This window comes from Pseudomonas lyxosi, from assembly GCF_047758685.1.
GTDB lineage: Bacteria > Pseudomonadota > Gammaproteobacteria > Pseudomonadales > Pseudomonadaceae > Aquipseudomonas > Aquipseudomonas lyxosi.
Genome location: NZ_CP180481.1, coordinates 6,323,065 through 6,346,187 on the forward strand (window position 1 = coordinate 6,323,065; position 23,123 = coordinate 6,346,187).

Sequence of the window (23,123 nt, forward strand, 5' to 3'; positions counted from 1 at the left end):
TAGAAAAGATTGAGCGTTCGTATCAGCGGGAAGGCGAGTCCAGCAACTTCTGCAGGTACTGACCGTAGCCAGTCTTCTTAAGGGCATCGGCTTGAGCGCCTAGCTGCCCGGCAGTGATCCAACCATTGTTGTACGCAATCTCTTCCAGGCAAGCCACTTTCAGACCTTGGCGCTGCTCGATGGTGTGCACGAAGTGACTGGCTTCCAGCAGCGAATCGTGGGTACCGGTATCGAGCCAGGCGAAACCACGGCCCAGCATTTCGACATTGAGCGTCTTCCGCTCCAGGTACGCACGGTTAACATCGGTGATTTCCAGCTCCCCACGCTCGGACGGCTTGATGCTCTTGGCGATCTCGACAACATCGTTGTCGTAGAAGTACAAACCGGTCACCGCATAGTTGGATTTTGGCTTCAGCGGTTTCTCTTCAATGCTAAGAGCGCGACCGGTTTTGTCGAACTCGACAACACCGAAGCGTTCCGGATCGGAGACGTGGTAGCCGAATACGGTAGCGCCTTGTTGTTGAGAGCTGGCAGAGCGCAGGTTGTCCGAAAAATGCTGGCCGTAAAAGATGTTGTCGCCCAGGATCAGGCAGCAAGGATCTTCGCCGATGAACTCTTCGCCGATGATGAAGGCTTGTGCCAGACCATCCGGACTAGGTTGTTCGGCGTAGGTCAGCTTGATGCCGTACAGGCTTCCGTCACCCAGCAACTTGCGGAAACACGGCAAGTCTTCAGGCGTGGAGATAATCAGGACTTCACGCATGCCCGCGAGCATCAGCACCGACAGCGGATAGAAGATCATCGGCTTGTCGTAGATCGGCAGCATCTGTTTGGACACGCCGAGGGTCAACGGATGCAGACGCGTGCCCGAGCCGCCAGCGAGGATGATGCCTTTACGATTTGTCGTGCTCATTTATTCAGAACTTCCCTAAGCATTCGGGTTACGCCACTTTGCCAATCCGGCAAGTGTAGAGAAAAATTGTCACGTAGCTTCTGAGTATTCAAACGCGAATTCAGAGGGCGGCGCGCAGGTGTTGGATAAGCCGTCGTTTCAATCGGATTGATCGCCGTTACGGCGAGCTGTTCGCCGTTGGCCTGGGCGAAACCGATCACATGGCTAGCATAGCCGTGCCAGGACACTTCGCCACTGGCCGCCAAGTGATACAAGCCCGACAGCTCGGGACGTTGCAGAACTTGCTGAATGGCCAGCGCGGTCACGTCGGCAATCAGGTCTGCCCCCGTCGGGGCTCCGATCTGGTCGGCGATGACGCTCAGGGTTTCGCGATCTTTGGCCAAACGCAACATGGTCTTGGCAAAGTTGTTGCCGCGAGCGCCATAGACCCAGCTGGTGCGAAAGATCAGATGTTTGCAGCCCGACGCAGTAATCGCCTGTTCACCGGCCAGTTTACTGGCGCCGTAGTGATTCACCGGAGCGACTGCATCTGACTCTTGCCACGGAGCAGAACCCAGGCCGCTGAAGACGTAGTCAGTCGAGTAATGAATCAGCCAGGCACCCAGAGTCGCGGCCTCTTCGGCCATGACTTGGCTTGCCTGACCGTTCACACGGTCGGCCAACTCGGTCTCGGACTCGGCTTTATCGACGGCAGTGTAGGCCGCAGCGTTGACGATGACGTCGGGTTTGACCTGACGGATCGTTACACGCAAGGCATCGAGATCGGACAGATCGCCGCACAAGCCATCAACAGTATGGCGATCCAGGGCGATTAACTCACCCAGCGGCGCGAGCGAGCGCTGCAGCTCCCAGCCTACCTGGCCGTTTTTTCCCAGCAGGAGGATTTTCATGCCTTGTTCGAGCGGTCTGCGTAGTTCTGGTCGATCCACTGCTGATAGCTACCGCTCTTAACATGAGCGACCCATTCAGTGTTGTTGAGGTACCACTCGACCGTTTTGCGGATGCCGGTTTCAAAGGTTTCTTCCGGCGTCCAACCCAGTTCACGCTGAATTTTGCTGGCGTCGATTGCATAACGCTGATCGTGGCCCGGGCGGTCCTGAACATAAGTGATCAGGCTGGCATGTGGACGGTGAGCAGAATCGGGACGCAGTTCGTCGAGCAGTGCGCACAGGGTATGCACCACTTCGATGTTTTGCTTTTCGTTATGACCACCGATGTTGTACGTCTCGCCGATGACGCCTTCGGTCACGACTTTGTACAGTGCGCGGGCATGATCTTCGACGTAGAGCCAATCGCGAACCTGGTTGCCTTTGCCGTAGACCGGCAGCGGCTTGCCTTCCAGTGCATTGAGGATGATCAGCGGGATCAACTTCTCAGGGAAGTGGCACGGGCCGTAGTTGTTCGAGCAGTTGGTAACCAGGGTCGGCAAGCCGTAAGTACGGCTCCAGGCGCGAACCAGGTGATCGGAACTGGCCTTGCTGGCGGAGTATGGCGAGCTTGGCTGATACGGTGTGTTTTCGGTGAAGAGGTCTTCCGGACCTTCGAGGTCTCCGTAAACTTCGTCAGTCGAAATATGGTGAAAGCGGAAGTTGGCTTTACGCGCATCATCCAGCGCCGCCCAATAGTGGCGCGCAGCTTCCAACAGGGTGTAAGTGCCGATGATGTTGGTCTGGATGAATTCAGACGGACCAGAGATCGAGCGATCAACGTGGGACTCTGCGGCCAGGTGCATGATCGCATCCGGTTGGTGCTCACGCAGAACACGGTCGATTTGATCACGATCGCAGATGTCGACGCGCTCGAACACGTAACGCGAGCTCTGGCTAACTTCGGCCAATGACTCAAGGTTACCGGCGTAAGTAAGCTTATCGACGTTAACGACAGCATCGGTAGTGTTGGAGATGATATGACGGATGACTGCCGAGCCGATAAACCCGGCGCCGCCGGTTACTAGAATTTTCACGCGAAACCATACCCTTGAGTTACTGACAGGGCCGCCAACCGAGCACTGTCTAATCCATGAATGCAGAAGCCATCAAGACAGCTGAGGCCTCTGGCAGAGTCAGTTTGAACCGACGTGGGCATATGCCACTATCGGACAAGCGCAGCATTTTACAGCTTAATGGCGGTTTTACTAATGGATATAGACAAGCTGTGGCTAAAGTTTAGTGCGCCTTCCGCATCATGTCGCAATCAGACAAGGCGCTTGCGTGAAACTCTGGACGTACGCCCCAGAAACCAGCCAAGAATCGGCCCGATCACCATCCCGATCAGCAGCGCAACAACGATGACCAGCGATACCGGTAGTTGCGGCCCCGCCCACCCGAGGAACAGCAGCGAAACCGATTGTTGATTCTCTAGAACGAACGCCAGAATCGCCAGAACCAGCAACAGGACGAATACGGCGAGCAGTACGCGCTTGAGGTTACGCATGAGCGACTCCTTGAATTGCGGTGGCCGTCAAAGCCCTTCCTCCTCGTCCTCGTTCACACGATCGCGCAATTCTTTGCCTGGTTTGAAATGCGGCACAAACTTGCCGTCGAGGCTGACGGACTGACCGGTTTTTGGATTGCGACCTACGCGCGGTGCGCGGTAGTGCAAGGAGAAGCTGCCAAACCCACGGATCTCGATGCGATCACCGGTGGCCAGACATTGGGACATTTGTTCGAGCATGGTCTTGATGGCCAGCTCCACATCCTTGGATGAGAGCAGCCCTTGATGGGTGACAATTCGTTCGATCAACTCCGACTTCGTCATATTTTTCCCTTCTTTTTCAAGCAGCTAGATCAGCGCTTCAAAGGTTTTAGCACGCCCGGATGGATTTGAACAGCCCGAGCTTTGACATATCTTTACCCTCAAAGGAATGCCCGATTTAAGATCACTGGAACGCTGATCATGCCCTTCCGGACTCACCTGCAGACAACCAGCATGGTGCGCGTCAGATAGCCCGCGGGATTGAAGCCAAAGGGGTACTCATCCTCTTCTTTGGCATCATCGGACCGGGCTACGACTTTGTAGCCCGCCGCCTTGCACTCTTTGCTGGCTCGCTTGCGACATTTATCCCAGCCCGACCCCAACCCCGAACAATCGACCTCGATGCCACTGACCCCATGCACCGCGTGAGTCTTGGCACTAGTGGTACAACCCGCCAATGTCAGTACTGCTATTACGACAATGAGCTTGTTCATTCGCTTCCTTAGGTCGGCGCTCTGTCTGACTGTCGTTCGCTTCAGGCTAAAGACTAGCCCCAAATAAACGATTGATCCGATTAAAGAAAGAGACAGCCTTGGGAGACAATTGGTTTCATGGGAATTTTGAGAAGGAAACGTGATCGCAAGATTCCAGCCGCCCCTGATGATCTAAGGGCTGCGCGCGCCCAGACCAATACGATCACATCGAAATACAGCTGAGCTCACTGAGAACCTCACCACCACAGCGACATCAAAGGTCGTTAAAAACTATTATTACGCAACGTAACATCTCAGGCTTGACCAATGCTCTTGCCACGAAAGGATGCTACTTTCACAACGACGGCGCCGGACAAGCATTTGGTTTAGGGATGGATCACGTGTACAAACTTTCTTCGTTGCAAGCCGCCAGAGGCCTGGCAGCTCTTATGGTCGTTGCATTCCACTCACTGTTTATTAGTGCCAAATATGTAGAAAGCAAAAATTTGCTACCCGAAATATTTTCTTTCGGACAAACCGGTGTTGATCTTTTCTTTGTAATCAGCGGTTTTGTGATGATTATCGCCTTCCGTAACAAATTCGGAAAAAAAGGTGAAATAGTCAATTTTTTGAAAGGCCGCTTCTTTCGTATATACCCTACTTACTGGATTTACTTCCTCGCCGTTTTTCTTGTATTCCAGATAAAACCCGAAATGATGAACGGCTCGCAAGGTGGGAACGTCGACCTAACGACTTCGTTGCTGTTGCTACCCGCCTCAACGTTACCGTTGCTGATGGTCGCCTGGTCATTGATCCACGAAGTGTGGTTCTATCTGGTATTTGCTGTAATTTTGCTACTGCCGTCCAAATGGGTATTGAGTGCCTTTTCCTTCTGGCTTTTCGCAATCATTTGCGCTTCTTCATTCACGACCACCCCTGACAACCCATATTTACGCGTGATGACCCACGCGTTTTCACTTGAGTTCATCTTTGGCGCATTGGCTGGCATCGCCTACTTAAAGCTTTCGAAAAGACCTACATCCTCGCCTCTCGCTGCGGCATTAATGGCACTTGCCGGACTGGGCGCTATCACTTTTGCCTTGAGAGCAGGGGCTGTCGACGGCTCTGACGTGATTCAATCCATATCCCTGGAGCGGGCCTTCGCGGTTGGAGGCGGATACACCCTTCTTCTGTTGGCATCCGCATTGCAAGAGTCGCATAACAGATTGAAGGTGTTTGGATTTCTGAAGTCAGTTGGGGACATGTCCTACTCACTTTATCTCTCGCATATTTTGACACTCAGTGTTTGCGGGAGGGTGTGGTTGTCGCTTGGCTATACGGGGAGCGGTGCTTGGGGGGCGATGGTGTTTTGGGCCACCTCGTACAGCGCTGTTCTTTTGGTCGCCTACTTGAGCTACCGCCTGATCGAAACGCCTTTACTGGCACTTACAACCTCATACAGAAAACCAAAACTTGTCAAAACACTACCGACAGCCGAAGGAGATACCTGATACACCAGCAACAGAGCTAGATACCCGCCGCAACTTGTCAGCCATCGTCTTCCCCCCTGACTGACTTACACCGACGATTGCGCAACTTCGCGCAGCAACCAATCAATAGAAAGCCGGACCCACTTCTTAGAACTAGAGTTTGTGGCTCGCGAGTACCGGCCTAGCCACTTCAGCAGCAGCCCCTACTCATACCCAACAGGAGATAAAACTCGCCAGGAAGGTAAATTCCAGACACAAAAAAGGGCGACCGAAGTCGCCCTTTTTCTATGGTCTGACAGAACTTAGTTCTGTTTTTCCATTTGTGCACGCAACAGGTCGCCCAGAGTGGTAGGACCAGCAGCGATGCTATCCGAAGGCTTGTCTTTCAAGCTCTGGATTGCTTCTTTCTCTTCAGCATCGTCTTTCGACTTGATGGAGAGCTGGATTACGCGGCTCTTGCGGTCAACGCTGATGATCTTGGCTTCTACTTCCTGGCCTTCTTTCAGAACGTTACGCGCGTCTTCAACGCGGTCACGGCTGATTTCGGAGGCTTTCAGAGTCGCTTCGATATCGTCGGCCAGAGTGATGATGGCGCCTTTAGCGTCAACTTCTTTCACGATGCCTTTAACGATTGCGCCTTTGTCGTTCTCTTGAACGTACTCGGAGAACGGATCGCTTTCCAGTTGCTTGATACCCAGGGAGATGCGCTCGCGCTCTGGGTCAACCGACAGGATAACGGTGTCCAGCTCGTCGCCCTTCTTGAAGCGGCGAACGGCTTCTTCGCCCACTTCGTTCCAGGAGATGTCGGACAGGTGAACCAGACCGTCGATGCCGCCGTCCAGACCAATGAAGATACCGAAATCGGTGATCGACTTGATGGTGCCGGAGATTTTATCGCCCTTGTTGAACTGGCCAGAGAAATCTTCCCATGGGTTAGATTTGCACTGCTTGATGCCGAGGGAGATACGACGACGCTCTTCGTCGATGTCCAGAACCATAACTTCCACTTCGTCGCCGACTTGTACGACTTTCGAAGGGTGGATGTTCTTGTTGGTCCAGTCCATTTCGGAAACGTGTACCAGACCTTCAACGCCTTCTTCCAGCTCAGCGAAGCAGCCGTAGTCGGTCAGGTTGGTTACACGAGCGGTAACGCGAGTGCTTTCTGGGTAACGGGCTTTGATAGCAACCCATGGATCTTCGCCCAGTTGCTTGAGGCCCAGGGAAACACGATTGCGTTCGCGATCGTACTTCAGAACCTTGACATCGATCTCGTCGCCAACGTTGACGATTTCGGAAGGATGCTTGATACGCTTCCAAGCCATGTCGGTAATGTGCAGCAGGCCATCGACGCCACCCAGATCGACGAATGCGCCGTAATCGGTGAGGTTTTTGACGATACCTTTGACTTGTTGGCCTTCCTGCAGGGATTCCAGCAGAGCTTCACGCTCAGCGGAGTTCTCGGCTTCGAGGACGCTACGACGGGAAACGACAACGTTGTTGCGTTTCTGGTCAAGCTTGATGACCTTGAATTCCAGCTCTTTGCCTTCCAGGTGCGTGGTGTCGCGCACAGGACGGACGTCAACCAGAGAACCTGGCAGGAACGCACGGATGCCGTTAACGTCGACAGTGAAGCCGCCTTTAACCTTACCGTTGATAACGCCCTTGACCACTTCTTCGGCTGCGAAGGCTGCTTCCAGAACAATCCAGCATTCAGCGCGCTTGGCTTTTTCACGGGACAGCTTGGTTTCACCAAAGCCGTCTTCAACCGAGTCCAGAGCAACGTGAACTTCGTCACCGACGTTGATAGTCAGTTCGCCAGCATCGTTGTAGAACTGCTCAAGCGGGATGAGTGCTTCAGACTTCAGGCCAGCGTGAACGGTTACCCAGCGAGCTTGGTAATCGATATCAACGATAACACCGGTGATGATGGAGCCTGCCTGAAGGTTCAGGGTTTTTAGGCTTTCTTCAAAGAGTTCCGCAAAGCTTTCGCTCATTTTAATTCCTGTTGAATAAGGGCGAAGGATACGCCCATCTCCACGTCCCAGACGACGTGGGTTATGTTCATTAGAAGAAACACCGCAAGACTATGACTGGTCCCCTACGGAGTTTCTTGGTCACCCGGCGATATCGCGAATGGCGATCTCGCTCATGATGCGTTCCAGCACCTGCTCGATGGATAATTCCGTGGAATCCAGCTGTATGGCGTCAGCCGCCGGCTTGAGCGGGGCTACCGCTCGCTGGGTGTCACGCTCATCGCGGACACGTATCTCATCTAGCAGACTCGACAGACTAACACCATCGACTTTGCCCTTCAACTGCAAGTATCGACGGCGCGCACGCTCCTCGGCACTGGCAGTGAGGAATATCTTCAGCGGTGCATCGGGGAAAACCACCGTGCCCATGTCGCGACCATCGGCCACTAGCCCCGGAGCCTCCTGAAACGCCCGCTGGCGCTGGAGCAGCGCATCACGCACCGCCGGCAACGCAGCGACCTGGGAAGCCCAGGCGCCAACTTGTTCGTTGCGCAGATCATCAGTGACATCGTCACCTTCAAGAATGATCCGCTGCGGATGACCTTCGGTCGCACCGACGAACTGCACGTCCAGATGAGCGGCCAACAGCTTCAGCGACTCTTCATTGGTCAGATCGACGCCATGGTTACGCGCGGCGAATGCCAGCAGACGGTACAGCGCACCGGAATCCAGCAGGCACCAGCCCAGGCGCTTGGCCAGAATCCCGGCAATAGTGCCTTTGCCCGAACCGCTAGGCCCGTCGATGGTAATGACCGGTGGCTTGATAATCACGACTGAGCCTCTTGTGCAACACGGATACCGACCTGCGCGCACAGCGCGAGGAAGTTCGGGAACGACGTCGCGACGTTGGCGCAATCATGGATGCGGATCGGTGCAGTGGCGCGCAGCGATGCCACGCTGAAGGCCATGGCAATCCGGTGATCGCCGTGTCCGTGCACTTCGCCGCCACCGATCTGGCCGCCGTCGATGATGATGCCGTCCGGGGTCGGCTCGCACTTGACGCCAAGCGCCAGCAAGCCATCCGCCATGACCTGAATCCGGTCCGACTCCTTAACCCGCAGCTCTTCGGCGCCACGCAGGATGGTGCGCCCTTCGGCACAGGCAGCGGCCACGAACAGCACCGGGAATTCGTCGATGGCCAGCGGAACCAGCGCCTCGGGAATCTCGATACCTTTGAGTTTAGCTGCACGTACGCGCAGATCCGCAACCGGCTCACCGCCGACTTCACGCTGGTTTTCCAGGGTGATATCAGCGCCCATCAGACGCAGGATGTCGATCACACCGGTACGGGTCGGGTTGATGCCGACGTGCTCAAGCACCAACTCAGAACCTTCGGCGATCGACGCGGCCACCAGGAAGAACGCGGAAGACGAGATGTCGCCCGGCACTTCAATGTGGGTCGCGGTCAGCTTGTGGCCGGACTCGACCGAAGCGGTCGCACCGTTGACGGAGACCGGGTAGCCAAAGCCACGCAGCATGCGCTCGGTGTGGTCGCGGGTTGGAGCCGGCTCGGTGACGGTGGTCTTGCCTTCGGCGTATAAACCCGCCAGCAGCAGACAGGATTTAACCTGGGCACTGGCCATCGGCATGGTGTAGGTCAGGCCATTGAGCTTGTTGCCGCCGCGAATGGTCATCGGTGGACGACCTTCAGCAGCGGTCTCGATCACAGCGCCCATTTCACGCAGCGGATTGGCCACGCGATTCATCGGACGCTTCGACAGCGAAGCATCGCCCGTCAGCGTGCTGTCGAAGTTCTGCGCAGCCAACAGGCCAGACAGCAGACGCATCGACGTGCCGGAGTTGCCCAGATAGATCGGACCCGGCGCAGGCTTCAAGCCATGCAGGCCGACGCCGTGAATGGTCACGCGACCGTGGTGCGGACCTTCGATCACGACGCCCATGTCGCGGAAGGCTTGCAAGGTTGCCAGGGCGTCTTCGCCCTCGAGGAAACCTTCCACTTCGGTAACGCCTTCAGCCAGGGAGCCAAGCATGATCGAACGGTGGGAAATCGATTTGTCGCCCGGTACTCGAATCCGCCCAGTCAGGCGGCCACCAGGTTGTGCCAGGAAAATCAGGTCGTTGGAATTCATAGCGTCCACATATGCCCGGCGGGCCAGGATTTTACTGAAATGTTCGCGGGCAACCCGGGCGCGAGTGAACACGCCCAACAATTGGTGCCCATCCCCTGCATCGACCGCGTCGCGCAAGGCGTCGAGGTCGCTGCGAAATGTATCGAGTGTGCGCAGAACAGCTTCGCGGTTGGCGAGGAAGATGTCGTGCCACATGACCGGGTCGCTACCCGCGATTCTTGTGAAATCGCGGAAACCGCCGGCAGCGTAACGGAAGATCTCAAGGTTTTCATTGCGCTTGGCCAACGAATCGACCAAACCGAACGCCAACAAGTGCGGCAAATGGCTGGTCGCCGCCAACACTTCGTCGTGACGCTCGACCTGCATGTGCTCGACATCGGCGCCCAATTCGCGCCACAACCGGTCGACCACTGCCAGGGCTGCCGGATCAGTTTGATCCAGCGGAGTCAGAATTACTTTATGGCGACGGAACAACTCTGAGTTAGAGGCTTCCACCCCGCTCTGCTCGGAACCGGCAATCGGGTGACCCGGCACGAAACGCGCCGGCATGCCGCCAAACGCCTCGGTTGCCGCCCGCACCACATTGCCTTTGGCGCTGCCGACGTCGGTCAGAATCGCTTGACCCAGGTCCATGCCGGCCAATCGGCCGAGCATTTTTTCCATGGCAAGGATCGGCACGGCCAGCTGAATCACGTCGGCGCCCTGGCATGCAGCGGCCAGGTCTTCTTCGCAGCGATCCACCACACCCAACTCAACCGCCAGTTTGCGCGACTGCGGGTCGAGATCGACCCCGACCACTTCGCGGCACAGGCCGCTTTCACGCAAACCCTTGGCAAACGAACCGCCGATCAGCCCCAGACCGACCACCACCAGGCGACCGATCATAGGTTCAGCAGATTGCAGTGCAGTGACATCAACCACGAGCCAGAACCTTGCTCAGCGCTTCGAGGAAGCGGCTGTTTTCCGCCGGCAGACCGATGGTGATGCGCAAGTGGTTCGGCATGCCGTAGTTGGCCACTGGACGCACGATCACGCCTTCGCGCAGCAAACCCTGGAAGACCGGAGCCGCAACACGACCCAGATCGACACAAATGAAGTTGCCCTTGGACGGAATCCAGCTCAGCCCCAGCTCACGGAAACCCGCTTCCAGTTGCTGCATGCCGGATTCGTTCAGGCGACGGCTTTCAGCCAGGTACTCGGTGTCTTGCAGCGCAGCGCACGCAGCGGCCAGGGCCAGGCTGTTGACGTTGAACGGCTGACGCACGCGGTTCAGCACATCCGCGACCACCGCAGTGGACAAGCCATAGCCGACCCGCAACGCTGCCAAGCCATAAGCCTTGGAGAACGTGCGCGAAACCAGCAGGTTCGGGTAAGCCGCCAGGAAATCCAGGCCATCCGGCAAGTCGCTGCCTTCGGCGTATTCGATATAGGCCTCGTCCAGCACCACCAGCACGTGTTCTGGTACGTCCTGCAGGAATTCGTCCAGCGCTTCGGCGCCAAACCAGGTCCCGGTCGGGTTGTTCGGGTTGGCGATAAAGACTACGCGGGTATCAGCATCGATCGCGGCGAGCATGGCCGACAGATCATGACCCCAGTCTTTGGCCGGGATCACTTTGGCTGTAGCGCCGACGGCTTGAGTGACAATCGGATAGACCGCAAACGCGTGCTCGCTGAACACGGCGTTCAGACCCGGCGCCAGGTAGGCACGGGCGACCAACTCCAGAATGTCATTGGAACCGTTGCCCAACGTCACCTGATTCAGCTCGACGCGGCACTGTTTGGCCAGCAGGGTCTTGAGCGCAAAACCGTTGCCGTCCGGATAGCGGGTCAGCTCGGCCAGCGCTTCGTGAATGGCTGCCAGAGCCTTGGGACTGGCACCCAACGGGTTTTCGTTGCTGGCCAGTTTGACGATGCTGGCCGGATCAAGGTCCAGTTCGCGCGCCAGTTCGTCCACAGGCTTGCCCGGAACGTAAGGCGAAAGTTGTTGCACGCCCGGCTGTGCCAGAGCGAGGAAGTCACCACTCATTTGCTACCGCCCTTAGAGAACTGCTTTCGGGTAGGAACCCAGCACTTTGAGTGCCACTGCTTCCTGACTGATCTTTTCCAGCACACCCTTGATCAACGGATCACGGTGGTGGCCGACGAAGTCGATGAAGAACACGTAGGTCCATTTACCGCTGCGCGACGGACGCGTCTCGATGCGCGTCAGGTCGATGCCGTTGTCGTGGAACGGCACCAGCAACTCGTGAAGAGCGCCGGGCTTGTTGCTCATGGAGACGATGATCGAAGTCTTGTCGTCGCCGGTCGGCGGTACTTCCTGGCTGCCGATCATCAGGAATCGCGTGGAGTTGTCCGGACGATCCTCGATTTTCTCGGCCAGACGGGTCAGCCCGTACAAGCCTGCGGCCATGTCGCCGGCAATCGCCGCCGAGTTCCACTCACCCTTGACCCGCTTGGCCGCTTCGGCGTTGCTGGACACCGCCACGCGCTCGACATTCGGGTAGTGCGCGTCCAGCCACTTGCGGCACTGGGCCAGGGACTGGGCATGGGAATAGATGCGGCTGATGCTGTCGGTCTTGGTGTTTTCACCGACCAACAGGTGGTGGTGAATCCGCAGCTCGACTTCGCCACAGATCACCATGTCGTGTTCGAGGAAGCTGTCGAGGGTGTGGTTGACCGCGCCCTCGGTGGAGTTTTCCACCGGGACCACGCCAAAGTTCACCGCACCGGCCGCCACTTCACGGAACACTTCGTCGATCGCCGCCATCGGCTTGCTGATCACGGCGTGGCCGAAGTGCTTCATGGCTGCGGCTTGGGTGAAGGTGCCTTCAGGGCCGAGGTACGCCACTTTCAACGGCTGCTCGAGGGCCAGGCACGAGGACATGATTTCGCGGAACAGCCGCGCCATCTCTTCGTTGCCCAGCGGCCCCTTGTTGCGCTCCATGACACGCTTGAGCACCTGAGCTTCACGCTCAGGACGATAGAACACCGGCACTTCGCCTTCGGCCAGCGAGGCCATCTTTACTCGCGCAACTTCCTGGGCGCAGCGTGCGCGCTCACTGATCAGCTCCAGGACTTTCTCGTCCAGGGCATCAATGCGCAGGCGCAGTGCCTTGAGTTCTTGCTCAGACATTAGCCGTGTTCCTTCTCGAACTCTGCCATGTACGAAATCAGTGCGTTGACCGCAACGATGTCGACGGCGTTATAGATGGAGGCACGCATGCCACCCACGGAACGGTGACCCTTGAGATTCAACAGGCCACGCTCTTCGGCACCGACCAGGAATGGCTTGTCGAGACGGTCGTCAGCCAGGCGGAACGGCACGTTCATCCACGAGCGATCCGACTTGTTGATCGGGTTGCTGTACAAGCCGCTGGCGTCGATGAAGTCGTACAGCGTGCGCTGTTTAACTTCATTGAGCTTGCCGATGGCTTCAACACCACCCTGCTCTTTCAGCCACTCGAATACCAGACCCGAGAGGTACCAGGCCAGGGTTGGCGGGGTGTTGTACATCGAGCCATTGTCGGCCGCGACCTTGTAATTAAGCATGGTCGGGCACAGGGAACGGGCGTGACCCAACAGGTCTTCGCGAACGATGTTGACGACGACGCCGCTCGGGCCGATGTTTTTCTGGGCGCCGGCATAGATCATGCCGAAGCGCGAAACATCGATCGGACGCGAGAGAATGTCGGAAGACATGTCGGCCACCAGCGGAACATCACCGGTTTCCGGGACCCAATTGAATTCCAGACCGCCGATGGTTTCGTTCGGCGCGTAGTGAACGTAGGCCGCGTCTTTCGACAGGTTCCATTCGTTCTGACCGGGAATAGCGAAATAGTCGTAAGGCTTGGCGGTAGCGGCAACGTTGACGTTTCCGTAGCGCGAAGCTTCTTCGATGGCTTTCTGCGACCAGATACCGGTGTCGATATAGTCGGCGGTGCCGCTTTCCGGCAACAAGTTCAGAGGAATCTGAGCAAATTGCTGGCTGGCGCCACCTTGCAGAAACAGCACTTTATAGTTCGAGGGGATATTCAGCAGATCACGCAGATCCTGCTCGGCCTTGGTGGCAATGGACACGAACTCATCGCTGCGATGGCTCATTTCCATGACCGACAGGCCTTTACCGTGCCAGTCGAGCAGCTCGGACTGGGCACGCAACAGGACAGCTTCAGGAAGCGCAGCAGGACCTGCGCAGAAGTTATAGGCTCGTTTGCTCACATCCACTCTCGCTATGCAATCACGGTAGCGGACAGAGCAAACACTCTGCCCTGCTACGATTTGGTTAGTCTTGCGGCTCTTCTTCGTCTGCGGCGTCAGCCTGCAGGTTGTCGACAGCATCGTCCGGCTCGGCACCGATTACGGTTCCTTCCAGTTCGACACCCTCTTCACCTTCTTCCAGCTCTTCACCTTCGACTTCCGACGGTTCCTGAACCCGCTCCAGACCTACCAGCGTTTCATCGCTGGCCAGTTTGATGAGGGTCACGCCCTGGGTGTTACGACCCAGACTGGAGACTTCGTCGACACGAGTACGAACTAGTGTGCCCTGATCGGAAATCAGCATGATTTCCTCACCGTCGAGCACCTGGACTGCACCGACCAGACGGCCGTTACGGTCGTTGCTGACCATGGCGATAACGCCCTGCCCGCCACGTTTGTACTCAGGGAATTCGGTGATCGCCGTGCGCTTGCCATAACCACGCGCCGAAGCGGTGAGGATCTGGCTGCCTTCTTCCGGGATCAACATCGAAATCAGCTTCTGACCTTCCGGCAGACGCATACCGCGAACACCGCGAGCGGTACGTCCCATGGCGCGAACGTCGGTTTCCTTGAAGCGAGTGACCTTGCCGCCGTCGGAGAACAGCATGACTTCGCGTTCGCCATCGGTAATCGCGGCAGAAATCAGTACGTCACCTTCGTCCAACTCCAGCGCGATCAGACCGACGCTGCGTTGACGGCTGAAGGATTCCAGCGGGGTCTTCTTCACGGTGCCTTTGGCAGTGGCCATGAAGATGAAGTGACCTTCGGTGTATTCGTCGACCGGCAGCATGGTGGTGATGTATTCATCACTGTCCAGCGGCAGCAGGTTGACCAGCGGACGACCACGGGCAGCGCGGGAGGCTTCCGGGATTTCATAGGTTTTCAGCCAGTACACTTTGCCTTTGCTGGAGAACAGCAGCAGCGTGGTGTGGCTGTTGGCGACCAGCAGGTGAGCGATGTAGTCCTCATCCTTCACGCCGGTAGCCGATTTGCCTTTACCGCCACGACGCTGAGCCTGGTACGCAGCCAATGGCTGGGTCTTGGCGTAGCCACCGTGGGAAATGGTCACGACGCGCTCTTCTTCCGGGATCATGTCACCCAGGGTCAGGTCGAGACGGGCATCGAGAATCTCGGTGCGACGCACGTCGCCGTATTCGGCACGGATCACTTCCAGCTCTTCGCGGATCACTTCCATCAGGCGCGTGGCGCTGCTGAGGATGCGGATCAGTTCGCCGATCTGGTTGAGGATCTCTTGATACTCGGCCAGCAGCTTTTCGTGTTCCAGACCGGTCAGGCGGTGCAAACGCAGTTCCAGAATGGCTTGCGCCTGCTCTGGCGACAGGAAGTACTTGCCTTCGCGCAGACCGTATTGCGGGTCCAGGGTCTCTGGACGGCACGAATCGGCACCGGCACGCTCAACCATCGCGACCACGGCGGAAGATTCCCACGCAGTCTTGATCAGCGCTTCCTTGGCTTCCGACGGCGTTGGCGAGGCTTTGATCAGGGCGATGACCGGGTCGATGTTCGACAGGGCAACCGCTTGGCCTTCCAGAATGTGACCACGTTCGCGCGCTTTACGCAGTTCGAAAACGGTACGGCGGGTAACGACTTCGCGACGGTGACGAACGAAGGCTTCCAGCAGGTCCTTGAGGTTCAGGATCCGCGGACGGCCGTCGATCAGCGCGACGATGTTGATACCGAACACCGCTTGCAGCTGGGTCTGGGCGTAGAGGTTGTTGAGGATCACCTCAGGCACTTCGCCGCGACGCAGCTCGATCACGACGCGCATACCGTCCTTGTCGGACTCGTCGCGCAGTTCGGTGATGCCTTCGAGCTTCTTCTCTTTTACCAGCTCGGCGATCTTCTCGATCAGACGGGCCTTGTTCAGCTGGTAAGGGAGTTCGGTGATGACGATCTGCTGACGGCCACCGACCTTGTCGATGTCTTCGATCATCGAGCGGGCGCGCATGTAAATGCGGCCACGACCGGTGCGGTAGGCTTCGATGATGCCGGCGCGACCGTTGATGATCGCGGCGGTCGGGAAGTCCGGACCAGGGATGTATTGCATCAGCTCATCGATGGTCAACTCAGGGTTGTCGATGAGTGCCAGGCAACCGTCGATGACTTCACCGAGGTTGTGCGGCGGAATGTTGGTTGCCATGCCCACGGCGATACCGCTGGAGCCGTTGACCAACAGGTTGGGAATACGGGTCGGCATGACCGCAGGGATCATTTCGGTGCCGTCGTAATTCGGCACCCAGTCCACGGTTTCTTTGTGCAGGTCAGCCAGCAGCTCGTGCGCCAGCTTGGTCATGCGCACTTCGGTGTATCGCATGGCTGCGGCGTTGTCGCCGTCCACGGAACCGAAGTTGCCCTGACCGTCTACCAGCAGGTAACGCAGCGAGAATGGCTGCGCCATCCGAACGATGGTGTCGTACACCGCGGTATCACCGTGAGGGTGATACTTACCGATCACGTCACCGACAACACGGGCAGATTTCTTGTACGGCTTGTTGAAGTCGTTGCCCAGCTCGCTCATCGCGAACAGCACACGCCGGTGCACGGGCTTCAAGCCATCGCGCGCATCCGGCAGTGCCCGCCCGACAATTACGCTCATCGCGTAGTCGAGGTAGGACTGCTTCAGCTCGTCTTCGATATTGACCGGGAGGATTTCTTTGGCCAGTTCGCCCATGAGAAGCCTGATTCCTTTTTCTGGTGAAACTTCGTCACATCCATATGGGACGAACGAAGCTCGCCGCTGCAGGCTGAGTGCCATGCACCGACTTACGACAAATCAACGAGTTATGCCATGGATCTGCGCAGTAAAGGCAGCCACATCGGGCTACCTTGGAAACCGCCGGATGTTATCACAAGAGCCGCCACGCACCTATCCCCCTGATGCGCATGGAGCATAGTTAGTTGACCGGTGACAGGCTTGAAGGGGACGAGAGAGGCTTAGAGGCGTCACAACCCAAGATTTGCAAGCAAAATGCCGGGTATCAGGGGCGGTAGACCGTGTCATCGTTCATCGCGGGCAAGCCTTGCTCCTACAGGAATGTGGAACCTGTAGGAGCAAAGCTTGCTCGCGATAGCAATTTATCCGACAACACAAAGCGTCAATGCAGACGCTTGCGACACATCAACTGCGCCATTTTCGCGGTGTCCGGGCGCTCGACGATGCCTTTTTCGGTGACGATCGCATCGATCAAGTCAGCCGGGGTCACGTCGAATACCGGGTTGAACGCATCGACATCCGCCCCGACCCGCTTGCCGCCGACTTCCAGCAACTCGCGACCATCGCGTTCTTCAATCGGAATGTCATCACCGCTGGCCAGGTTCATGTCGATGGTCGAACTCGGCGCCACCACCATGAAGCGCACGCCGTGGTGCATGGCGTTCACCGCCAGCTGATAAGTGCCGATCTTGTTGGCCACATCACCATTGGCGGTGATCCGGTCAGCGCCGACGATTACCCAGGTAATGCCCTTGGTCTTCATGATGTGGGCGGCGGCGGAGTCGGCATTGAGCGTGACGGGAATGCCTTCGTTGGCCAATTCCCATGCGGTCAGCCGCGAACCTTGCAGCCATGGACGGGTTTCGTCGGCATAGACGCGCTCGACCATGCCTTCAATGAAAGCGCCACGAATCACGCCGAGCGCCGTGCCAAAGCCGCCGGTGGCCAGAGCGCCGGTGTTGCAGTGGGTCAGAATCGCCTGAGCGTTGCCCTGGTGCTTGCGGATCAGGTCCACACCCAGTTGCGCCATGGTCAGGTTAGCTTCGCGATCACTTTCGTGAATGGCGATAGCCTCCGCCTCCAGCACCGCCAGCGGATCGGCGTGATGCTTCAGACGTTCAAGCCGGTCGCGCATGCGGCCCAGGGCCCAGAACAGGTTGACCGCGGTCGGACGGGAATCGGCCAGCAGCGCGAAATCCTCTTCCAGCGCCGCCTGCCAGTCACCGCCCTCGGCAAACCGCGCGCGGGCCGCCAGCACAACACCATAGGCGGCACTGATGCCAATCGCCGGCGCGCCGCGCACCACCATCGAGCGAATGGCCTCGGCCACGCCAGCAGCACTGGTGTAGGCGATCCAGGTTTCCTCGAACGGCAAAATACGCTGATCCAGCAGGTACAGGGCATCATCGCGCCAATCGATGGCCTTCACCTTCTCCGCAGCCAACAGTCGATCGCGCATCCGTCACCCCGTACTCATGAACAAAAGCCGTCGATTATAGCGATCCCCCTGCGAAGACGCTCGGGTATACTTCGCCATCCTTTACAAAAGCTCTGGAACCGATTCTCGATGCCGAACACTGCCGCTGCGCTCGACTTGCTATTGCTGCCGACCTGGCTGGTACCCGTCGAACCCGCTGGCGTTGTCCTCAAAGAGCACGCCCTGGGCATCCGCGACGGACGCATCGTATTCATCGGCCCACGCTCGGCTGCGCTGAAGCTTAACGCAACCGAAGTCCGCGAACTGCCGGACATGTTGCTCTGCCCCGGTTTGATCAATGCCCACGGGCATGCGGCGATGACGCTGTTCCGTGGCCTGGCCGATGATCTGCCGCTGATGACCTGGCTGGAAGACCACATCTGGCCGGCCGAAGCCAAGTGGGTCGATGAAGCTTTCGTACGTGACGGCACGGATTTGGCGATCGCCGAGCAGATCAAAGGTGGCATCACCTGTTTCTCTGACATGTATTTCTTCCCGAAGGTTGCCAGCGAGCGCGTGCATAACAGCGGCATTCGCGCACAAATCGCGATTCCGATCCTCGACTTCCCGATTCCAGGCGCCAGCACGGCGGACGAAGCCATTCGTCAGGGCGTCGAATTGTTTGGCGATCTCAAGCACCACGAGCGTATCAAAGTGACCTTTGGCCCCCACGCACCCTACACGGTGGGCGACGAGAACCTGGAGAAAATCCGGGTAATCGCCGAAGAACTGGACGCCTCGATCCATATGCATGTGCATGAAACTGCTTTTGAAGTGCAGCAATCCGTCGAGCAGCGCGGCGAACGCCCGTTGGCCCGCCTCGGGCGCCTGGGCTTGCTTGGGCCGCGTTTCCAGGCCGTCCACATGACTCAGATCAGCGACGAGGACCTGGTGTTGCTGGTAGAAAATAACACCAACGTGATTCATTGCCCGGAGTCGAACCTGAAGCTGGCCAGCGGGTTCTGCCCGGTGGAGCGTTTGTGGCAGGCTGGCGTCAATGTGGCGATCGGCACCGATGGTGCGGCCAGCAACAATGATCTGGACCTTCTCAGTGAAACCCGCACCGCCGCCTTACTGGCCAAAGCCGTCGCCGGTTCGGCCACCGCACTGGACGCTCATCGCGCCCTGCGCATGGCCACACTCAACGGCGCCCGCGCGCTGGGTATTGAATCAGAGGTGGGATCGCTGGAAGTCGGCAAAGCGGCAGACATCGTCGCATTCGACCTCTCCGGCCTGGCGCAGCAACCGGTCTACGACCCGGTTTCGCAGCTTATATATGCCACCGGCCGCGACTGCGTGAAACACCTTTGGGTCGCCGGCAAGCAACTGCTCGACGACCGTCGCCTGACTCGCCTGGATGAACAACAGCTCTGCGCCACCGCCAAGGCGTGGGGCCAGCGCATCAGCGGCCATACCGAATCGTAAGCACCCCGGACTCACCACCGGGGCAACAGGATTTTTCAAGTTTTAGAGGACTGAACCATGAGCAACGTCGACTACGCCGAAATCGCCAAATTCGAAGCCCTGGCCCATCGCTGGTGGGACCGCGAAAGCGAGTTCAAACCGCTGCACGACATCAACCCGCTGCGGGTCAACTGGATTGACGAACGGGTCAATCTGGCTGGCAAGAAAGTCCTCGACGTCGGTTGCGGCGGCGGCATCCTCAGCGAAGCCATGGCCCAGCGCGGCGCTACCGTCATGGGCATCGACATGGGCGAAGCGCCGCTGGCGGTCGCGCAACTGCATCAACTGGAATCCGGCGTGAGCGTCGAATACCGGCAGATCACCGCCGAAGGCCTGGCTGAAGAAATGCCCGAGCAATTCGACGTGGTCACTTGCCTGGAAATGCTCGAACACGTGCCGGATCCATCCTCGGTGATCCGCGCCTGCTTCCGCATGGTCAAGCCCGGCGGCCAGGTGTTCTTCTCCACCATCAACCGCAACCCGAAGGCGTACCTGTTCGCCATCGTCGGCGCGGAATACATCATGAAGCTGCTGCCGCGCGGCACCCACGATTTCAAGAAATTCATCCGCCCTTCGGAGCTGGGTGCCTGGAGCCGCATGGCCGGCCTGACCGTCAAGGACATCATCGGCCTGACCTACAACCCGCTGACCAAGCACTACAAACTGGCCTCCGACGTGGACGTCAACTACATGATCCAGACCCTGCGCGAGGAGTAAGCCGATGCGTATCAGAGCAGTTCTTTTCGACATGGACGGCACTCTGCTCGACACCGCGCCGGACTTCATTGCGATTTGTCAGGCGATGCGTGCCGATCGCGGCTTGCCGCCGATGAACGACAAACACATTCGCGACGAGATCTCCGGCGGCGCCAAGGCGATGGTCGCCGTGACCTTCTCCATGGACCCGGAATCACCGGGTTTCGAGGAGTTACGCCTGGAGTTTCTGGAGCGTTACCTCGCCGGTTGCGCGGTTCACAGCAAACTCTTCGACGGCATGGGCGAACTATTGGCCGACATCGAAAAGGCCAACCTGATCTGGGGCGTGGTCACCAACAAGCCGCTGCGGTTCGCCGAGCCGATCATGCAGCAGCTTGGCCTGGCCGAGCGCTCGGCGCTGCTGATCTGCCCGGACCATGTGAAGAACAGCAAACCGGACCCCGAGCCGTTGATCCTGGCGTGCAAGATGCTCGACCTGGACCCGGCCAGCGTGTTGTTTGTGGGTGATGACTTGCGCGATATCGAATCCGGTCGCGATGCCGGCACCAAGACGGCCGCCGTGACTTATGGCTACATTCATCCGGACGATAACCCGCGGCATTGGGGCGCGGATGTGGTGGTCGATCATCCGCTGGAGTTGCGCAAGGTGCTCGATAGCGCCCTGTGTGGTTGCTGAGCCTGTTTTCTGATTTGTTGAGGGGTTTTTATGTTTGATTATTCCGCCCGCCCAGAATTGCTCAAGGACCGAGTCATCCTGGTCACCGGCGCTGGCCGTGGCATCGGTGCTGCCGCCGCAAAAACCTTCGCTGCACACGGCGCCACCGTGCTGTTGCTGGGCAAGACAGAAGCCAACCTGACTCAGGTCTACGACGAAATCGAAGCCGCCGGCCACCCACAACCGGCCGTGATCCCGTTCAACCTGGAAACCGCCCTGCCCCATCAATACGATGAGCTGGCAGCGATGATCGAAACCGAATTCGGCCATCTCGACGGTTTGCTGCACAACGCGTCGATCATTGGCCCGCGTACGCCGATCGAGCAGCTGTCCGGCGAAAACTTCATGCGTGTCATGCACGTCAACGTCAACGCCATGTTCATGCTCACCAGCACCCTGTTGCCGCTGCTCAAGCTGTCCCAGGACGCCTCGGTGGTGTTCACCTCCAGCAGCGTCGGCCGCAAGGGTCGTGCGTATTGGGGCGCTTATGGCGTGTCCAAGTTCGCCACCGAAGGCTTGATGCAAACCCTCGCCGACGAAGTCGACACCGTGGCACCGGTGCGCTCCAACAGCATCAACCCGGGTGCCACCCGCACCAGCATGCGCGCCCAGGCTTACCCGGGTGAAAACCCGCTGAACAACCCGACACCCGAGGAGATCATGCCGGTCTACCTCTACCTGATGGGCCCGGACAGCACCGGCATCAATGGCCAGGCGTTCAACGCTCAGTAACGCCCGTGCGTCGCTTTTGTGCCGCGACGAGTTCCCGTCGCGGCACTCAAAGGGCGTCGTAACCGCACAGTGGCAAGTCAAACAACTGTCACTGCTTCCGGAAAGAAATTTAAAATAACCATCAAGATATTGATTTACAACGTTTTTTAATCGACTGAACTGAATGGCACGACTTTCGCTCTAAATTTGCTCAGACACGCAGTGTGAAAGCAAACGGGCGGACGCCTGAGCCGATGAGTTACTCATCTTCGGCAAAGCGGACTAAACTTGCGCCAAATGTCCTACGGGACTGATGGACCAGTATGACGCGCAGCCCAAAGCCGCTCTCACCCAGCCTGTAAGACAGCCTTACTGCTTAGGGGCGCATGCCATATGAAATCACCTTCCCAGACCAACGCAATTGACTTCGATGTTGCCAAATTGCAACGCCTGGGCTTTGGTCAGCAGGTTCCCCTTCGGGAGAGGCCTGTCAACCTTGCGCAACTGCGCCAGAAGCTGAGCTTGCAGCTACAAACCAGTCTCGAGCCGCAACGCATTCTTGGGCTCTTTTTCCGTGAGATTCAGCGACTTGTACCGCTCGACGCCTTGAGCTACCAGCACGAGGTCAGCGATTTGCGCCTGGAGTTCGGCCTGCGCGGCCATCACTCGATCAGCTACAGCCTCAGCCATGAAGGCGAGCATCTGGGTGAACTGGTATTCCGCCGCAATCAGCGCTTCAGTGAGCAGGAACAAGGCAACCTCGAGTCGCTGCTGTCCGCATTGATGTATCCGATGCGCAATGCCCTGCTCTACCGCGCCGCGACCCAAAGTGCCTTGCGCGATCCGCTCACGGACACCGGCAACCGCATCGCCATGGATCAGACCCTGCAACGGGAAATCGAGATGTCGCGTCGGCATCTGCAACCCTTGTCGCTGCTGATGCTGGACATCGATCACTTCAAACGCATCAACGACAACCACGGACACAGCGCCGGCGATGACGTGCTCAAGGCCGTTGCAGCCTCGATCAAAAACCAGTTGCGGAATGTGGACATGGTCTTCCGCTTTGGTGGCGAAGAGTTCCTGATCCTGCTTTCCAACACGAGTCGTGAGGCGGCGGCCATGGTTGGCGAACGGCTACGATTTGCAGTGCAGGCAGAGGAATATTCGGCCGACGGCCATGCGATTGAGCTGACGGTCAGCCTTGGCTGCTCGACGATATTGCCCGGCGAGTCTGCCGACAGCCTGTTGCGACGAGCCGACAGTGCGTTGTATGTGGCCAAGCGCGAGGGACGTAACCGGTTGGCGATGGCGGGCTGAATGCCCAGAGCGGGCACGCTTGGTTAGCGGCCCGC

Annotated in this window: 20 protein-coding genes; 6 read left to right on the top strand and 14 right to left on the bottom strand. The window is 58.0% G+C overall.

Translation table 11 applies throughout. From position 1 onward, the window contains the following. Positions 1–22 precede the first annotated feature (22 nt). The 6 genes from rfbA to ACMXYI_RS29020 form a co-directional block, all read right to left on the bottom strand. Entirely contained in the window at positions 23–913 is an 891-nt protein-coding gene (rfbA, locus tag ACMXYI_RS28995; RefSeq protein WP_415770461.1) for a glucose-1-phosphate thymidylyltransferase RfbA, read from the bottom strand. Beyond that, positions 910–1,803, bottom strand: coding sequence for a dTDP-4-dehydrorhamnose reductase (gene rfbD / locus ACMXYI_RS29000; protein ID WP_415770463.1), 894 nt, complete (start codon positions 1,801–1,803; stop codon positions 910–912). The genes rfbA and rfbD overlap by 4 nt, the downstream gene beginning before the upstream one ends. Beyond that, complete coding sequence (rfbB, locus tag ACMXYI_RS29005) at positions 1,800–2,876, bottom strand: dTDP-glucose 4,6-dehydratase (protein WP_415770464.1); 1,077 nt, start codon at positions 2,874–2,876, stop codon at positions 1,800–1,802. The genes rfbD and rfbB overlap by 4 nt, the downstream gene beginning before the upstream one ends. Before the next feature lie 230 nt (positions 2,877–3,106). Further along, a complete protein-coding gene (locus ACMXYI_RS29010; protein WP_415770466.1) occupies positions 3,107–3,346 on the bottom strand; it encodes a LapA family protein in 240 nt (79 codons plus the stop codon). Between the two features lie 27 nt (positions 3,347–3,373). Further along, the gene (gene ihfB / locus ACMXYI_RS29015; RefSeq protein WP_003369729.1) at positions 3,374–3,670 is read right to left on the bottom strand and encodes an integration host factor subunit beta; all 297 of its coding nucleotides are present in this window, start codon (positions 3,668–3,670) and stop codon (positions 3,374–3,376) included. 152 nt (positions 3,671–3,822) lie between these two features. After that, the gene (locus ACMXYI_RS29020) at positions 3,823–4,101 is read right to left on the bottom strand and encodes a hypothetical protein (protein WP_415770468.1); all 279 of its coding nucleotides are present in this window, start codon (positions 4,099–4,101) and stop codon (positions 3,823–3,825) included. Positions 4,102–4,472: 371 nt separating this feature from the next. On the opposite strand from ACMXYI_RS29020, the gene ACMXYI_RS29025 reads away from it, so the two are divergent. Beyond that, complete coding sequence (locus tag ACMXYI_RS29025) at positions 4,473–5,591, top strand: acyltransferase family protein (protein ID WP_415773996.1); 1,119 nt, start codon at positions 4,473–4,475, stop codon at positions 5,589–5,591. Between the two features lie 281 nt (positions 5,592–5,872). Here ACMXYI_RS29025 and rpsA read toward each other — a convergent pair whose 3' ends face one another. From rpsA to mtnA, 8 genes are all read right to left on the bottom strand, one after another. Next, positions 5,873–7,564, bottom strand: a complete 1,692-nt coding sequence (rpsA, locus tag ACMXYI_RS29030) for a 30S ribosomal protein S1 (protein WP_008148721.1) — start codon at positions 7,562–7,564, stop codon at positions 5,873–5,875. A gap of 120 nt (positions 7,565–7,684) precedes the next feature. Beyond that, positions 7,685–8,374: a (d)CMP kinase gene (gene cmk / locus ACMXYI_RS29035; protein WP_415770470.1), complete on the bottom strand. Its 690-nt coding sequence runs from the start codon at positions 8,372–8,374 to the stop codon at positions 7,685–7,687. Continuing rightward, the gene (locus tag ACMXYI_RS29040) at positions 8,371–10,578 is read right to left on the bottom strand and encodes a bifunctional prephenate dehydrogenase/3-phosphoshikimate 1-carboxyvinyltransferase (protein WP_415773997.1); all 2,208 of its coding nucleotides are present in this window, start codon (positions 10,576–10,578) and stop codon (positions 8,371–8,373) included. The genes cmk and ACMXYI_RS29040 overlap by 4 nt, the downstream gene beginning before the upstream one ends. 28 nt (positions 10,579–10,606) lie before the next feature. After that, positions 10,607–11,719 carry a histidinol-phosphate transaminase gene (hisC, locus tag ACMXYI_RS29045; protein ID WP_415770472.1) on the bottom strand — a complete coding sequence of 371 codons (1,113 nt, stop codon included), beginning with the start codon at positions 11,717–11,719 and terminating at the stop codon, positions 10,607–10,609. A gap of 12 nt (positions 11,720–11,731) precedes the next feature. Continuing rightward, positions 11,732–12,826 (bottom strand): prephenate dehydratase, encoded by a 1,095-nt coding sequence (gene pheA, locus ACMXYI_RS29050; protein ID WP_033055815.1) that lies wholly within the window; start codon positions 12,824–12,826, stop codon positions 11,732–11,734. After that, positions 12,826–13,911 carry a 3-phosphoserine/phosphohydroxythreonine transaminase gene (gene serC, locus ACMXYI_RS29055; RefSeq protein WP_415770474.1) on the bottom strand — a complete coding sequence of 362 codons (1,086 nt, stop codon included), beginning with the start codon at positions 13,909–13,911 and terminating at the stop codon, positions 12,826–12,828. Before serC ends, pheA begins: the two co-directional genes overlap by 1 nt. Before the next feature lie 64 nt (positions 13,912–13,975). Continuing rightward, on the bottom strand, positions 13,976–16,642 hold the full coding sequence (gyrA, locus tag ACMXYI_RS29060) for a DNA gyrase subunit A (protein WP_415770475.1): 2,667 nt from the start codon (positions 16,640–16,642) through the stop codon (positions 13,976–13,978). A 424-nt stretch (positions 16,643–17,066) separates the two neighbouring features. Beyond that, positions 17,067–18,143: an S-methyl-5-thioribose-1-phosphate isomerase gene (gene mtnA / locus ACMXYI_RS29065; RefSeq protein ID WP_201186645.1), complete on the bottom strand. Its 1,077-nt coding sequence runs from the start codon at positions 18,141–18,143 to the stop codon at positions 17,067–17,069. 108 nt (positions 18,144–18,251) lie between these two features. Between mtnA and ACMXYI_RS29070 the strand changes: the two genes are divergently transcribed. From ACMXYI_RS29070 to ACMXYI_RS29090, 5 genes are all read left to right on the top strand, one after another. After that, a complete protein-coding gene (locus ACMXYI_RS29070; protein WP_415770478.1) occupies positions 18,252–19,586 on the top strand; it encodes a TRZ/ATZ family hydrolase in 1,335 nt (444 codons plus the stop codon). Positions 19,587–19,643: 57 nt separating this feature from the next. Next, a complete protein-coding gene (gene ubiG, locus ACMXYI_RS29075; protein WP_123364644.1) occupies positions 19,644–20,342 on the top strand; it encodes a bifunctional 2-polyprenyl-6-hydroxyphenol methylase/3-demethylubiquinol 3-O-methyltransferase UbiG in 699 nt (232 codons plus the stop codon). Positions 20,343–20,346: 4 nt separating this feature from the next. Then, complete coding sequence (mupP, locus tag ACMXYI_RS29080; protein WP_033055824.1) at positions 20,347–21,018, top strand: N-acetylmuramic acid 6-phosphate phosphatase MupP; 672 nt, start codon at positions 20,347–20,349, stop codon at positions 21,016–21,018. 30 nt (positions 21,019–21,048) lie between these two features. Next, on the top strand, positions 21,049–21,789 hold the full coding sequence (locus ACMXYI_RS29085; protein WP_033055825.1) for a YciK family oxidoreductase: 741 nt from the start codon (positions 21,049–21,051) through the stop codon (positions 21,787–21,789). A 372-nt stretch (positions 21,790–22,161) separates the two neighbouring features. After that, on the top strand, positions 22,162–23,088 hold the full coding sequence (locus ACMXYI_RS29090) for a GGDEF domain-containing protein (RefSeq protein WP_415770480.1): 927 nt from the start codon (positions 22,162–22,164) through the stop codon (positions 23,086–23,088). Positions 23,089–23,123: the final 35 nt, after the last annotated feature.

Bases quoted from the DNA above. Each gene is read 5' to 3' on its own strand.
- rpsA (WP_008148721.1), bottom strand. From the start codon at position 7,564: ATGAGCGAAAGCTTTGCGGAACTCTTTGAAGAAAGCCTAAAAACCCTG.
- ubiG (WP_123364644.1), top strand. From the start codon at position 19,644: ATGAGCAACGTCGACTACGCCGAAATCGCCAAATTCGAAGCCCTGGCC.
- rfbD (WP_415770463.1), bottom strand. From the start codon at position 1,803: ATGAAAATCCTCCTGCTGGGAAAAAACGGCCAGGTAGGCTGGGAGCTG.
- ACMXYI_RS29070 (WP_415770478.1), top strand. From the start codon at position 18,252: ATGCCGAACACTGCCGCTGCGCTCGACTTGCTATTGCTGCCGACCTGG.
- ACMXYI_RS29085 (WP_033055825.1), top strand. From the start codon at position 21,049: ATGTTTGATTATTCCGCCCGCCCAGAATTGCTCAAGGACCGAGTCATC.
- ACMXYI_RS29010 (WP_415770466.1), bottom strand. From the start codon at position 3,346: ATGCGTAACCTCAAGCGCGTACTGCTCGCCGTATTCGTCCTGTTGCTG.
- ACMXYI_RS29040 (WP_415773997.1), bottom strand. From the start codon at position 10,578: ATGATCGGTCGCCTGGTGGTGGTCGGTCTGGGGCTGATCGGCGGTTCG.
- gyrA (WP_415770475.1), bottom strand. From the start codon at position 16,642: ATGGGCGAACTGGCCAAAGAAATCCTCCCGGTCAATATCGAAGACGAG.
- ihfB (WP_003369729.1), bottom strand. From the start codon at position 3,670: ATGACGAAGTCGGAGTTGATCGAACGAATTGTCACCCATCAAGGGCTG.
- ACMXYI_RS29090 (WP_415770480.1), top strand. From the start codon at position 22,162: ATGAAATCACCTTCCCAGACCAACGCAATTGACTTCGATGTTGCCAAA.
- ACMXYI_RS29020 (WP_415770468.1), bottom strand. From the start codon at position 4,101: ATGAACAAGCTCATTGTCGTAATAGCAGTACTGACATTGGCGGGTTGT.
- rfbA (WP_415770461.1), bottom strand. From the start codon at position 913: ATGAGCACGACAAATCGTAAAGGCATCATCCTCGCTGGCGGCTCGGGC.
- mupP (WP_033055824.1), top strand. From the start codon at position 20,347: ATGCGTATCAGAGCAGTTCTTTTCGACATGGACGGCACTCTGCTCGAC.
- pheA (WP_033055815.1), bottom strand. From the start codon at position 12,826: ATGTCTGAGCAAGAACTCAAGGCACTGCGCCTGCGCATTGATGCCCTG.
- mtnA (WP_201186645.1), bottom strand. From the start codon at position 18,143: ATGCGCGATCGACTGTTGGCTGCGGAGAAGGTGAAGGCCATCGATTGG.
- hisC (WP_415770472.1), bottom strand. From the start codon at position 11,719: ATGAGTGGTGACTTCCTCGCTCTGGCACAGCCGGGCGTGCAACAACTT.
- ACMXYI_RS29025 (WP_415773996.1), top strand. From the start codon at position 4,473: ATGGATCACGTGTACAAACTTTCTTCGTTGCAAGCCGCCAGAGGCCTG.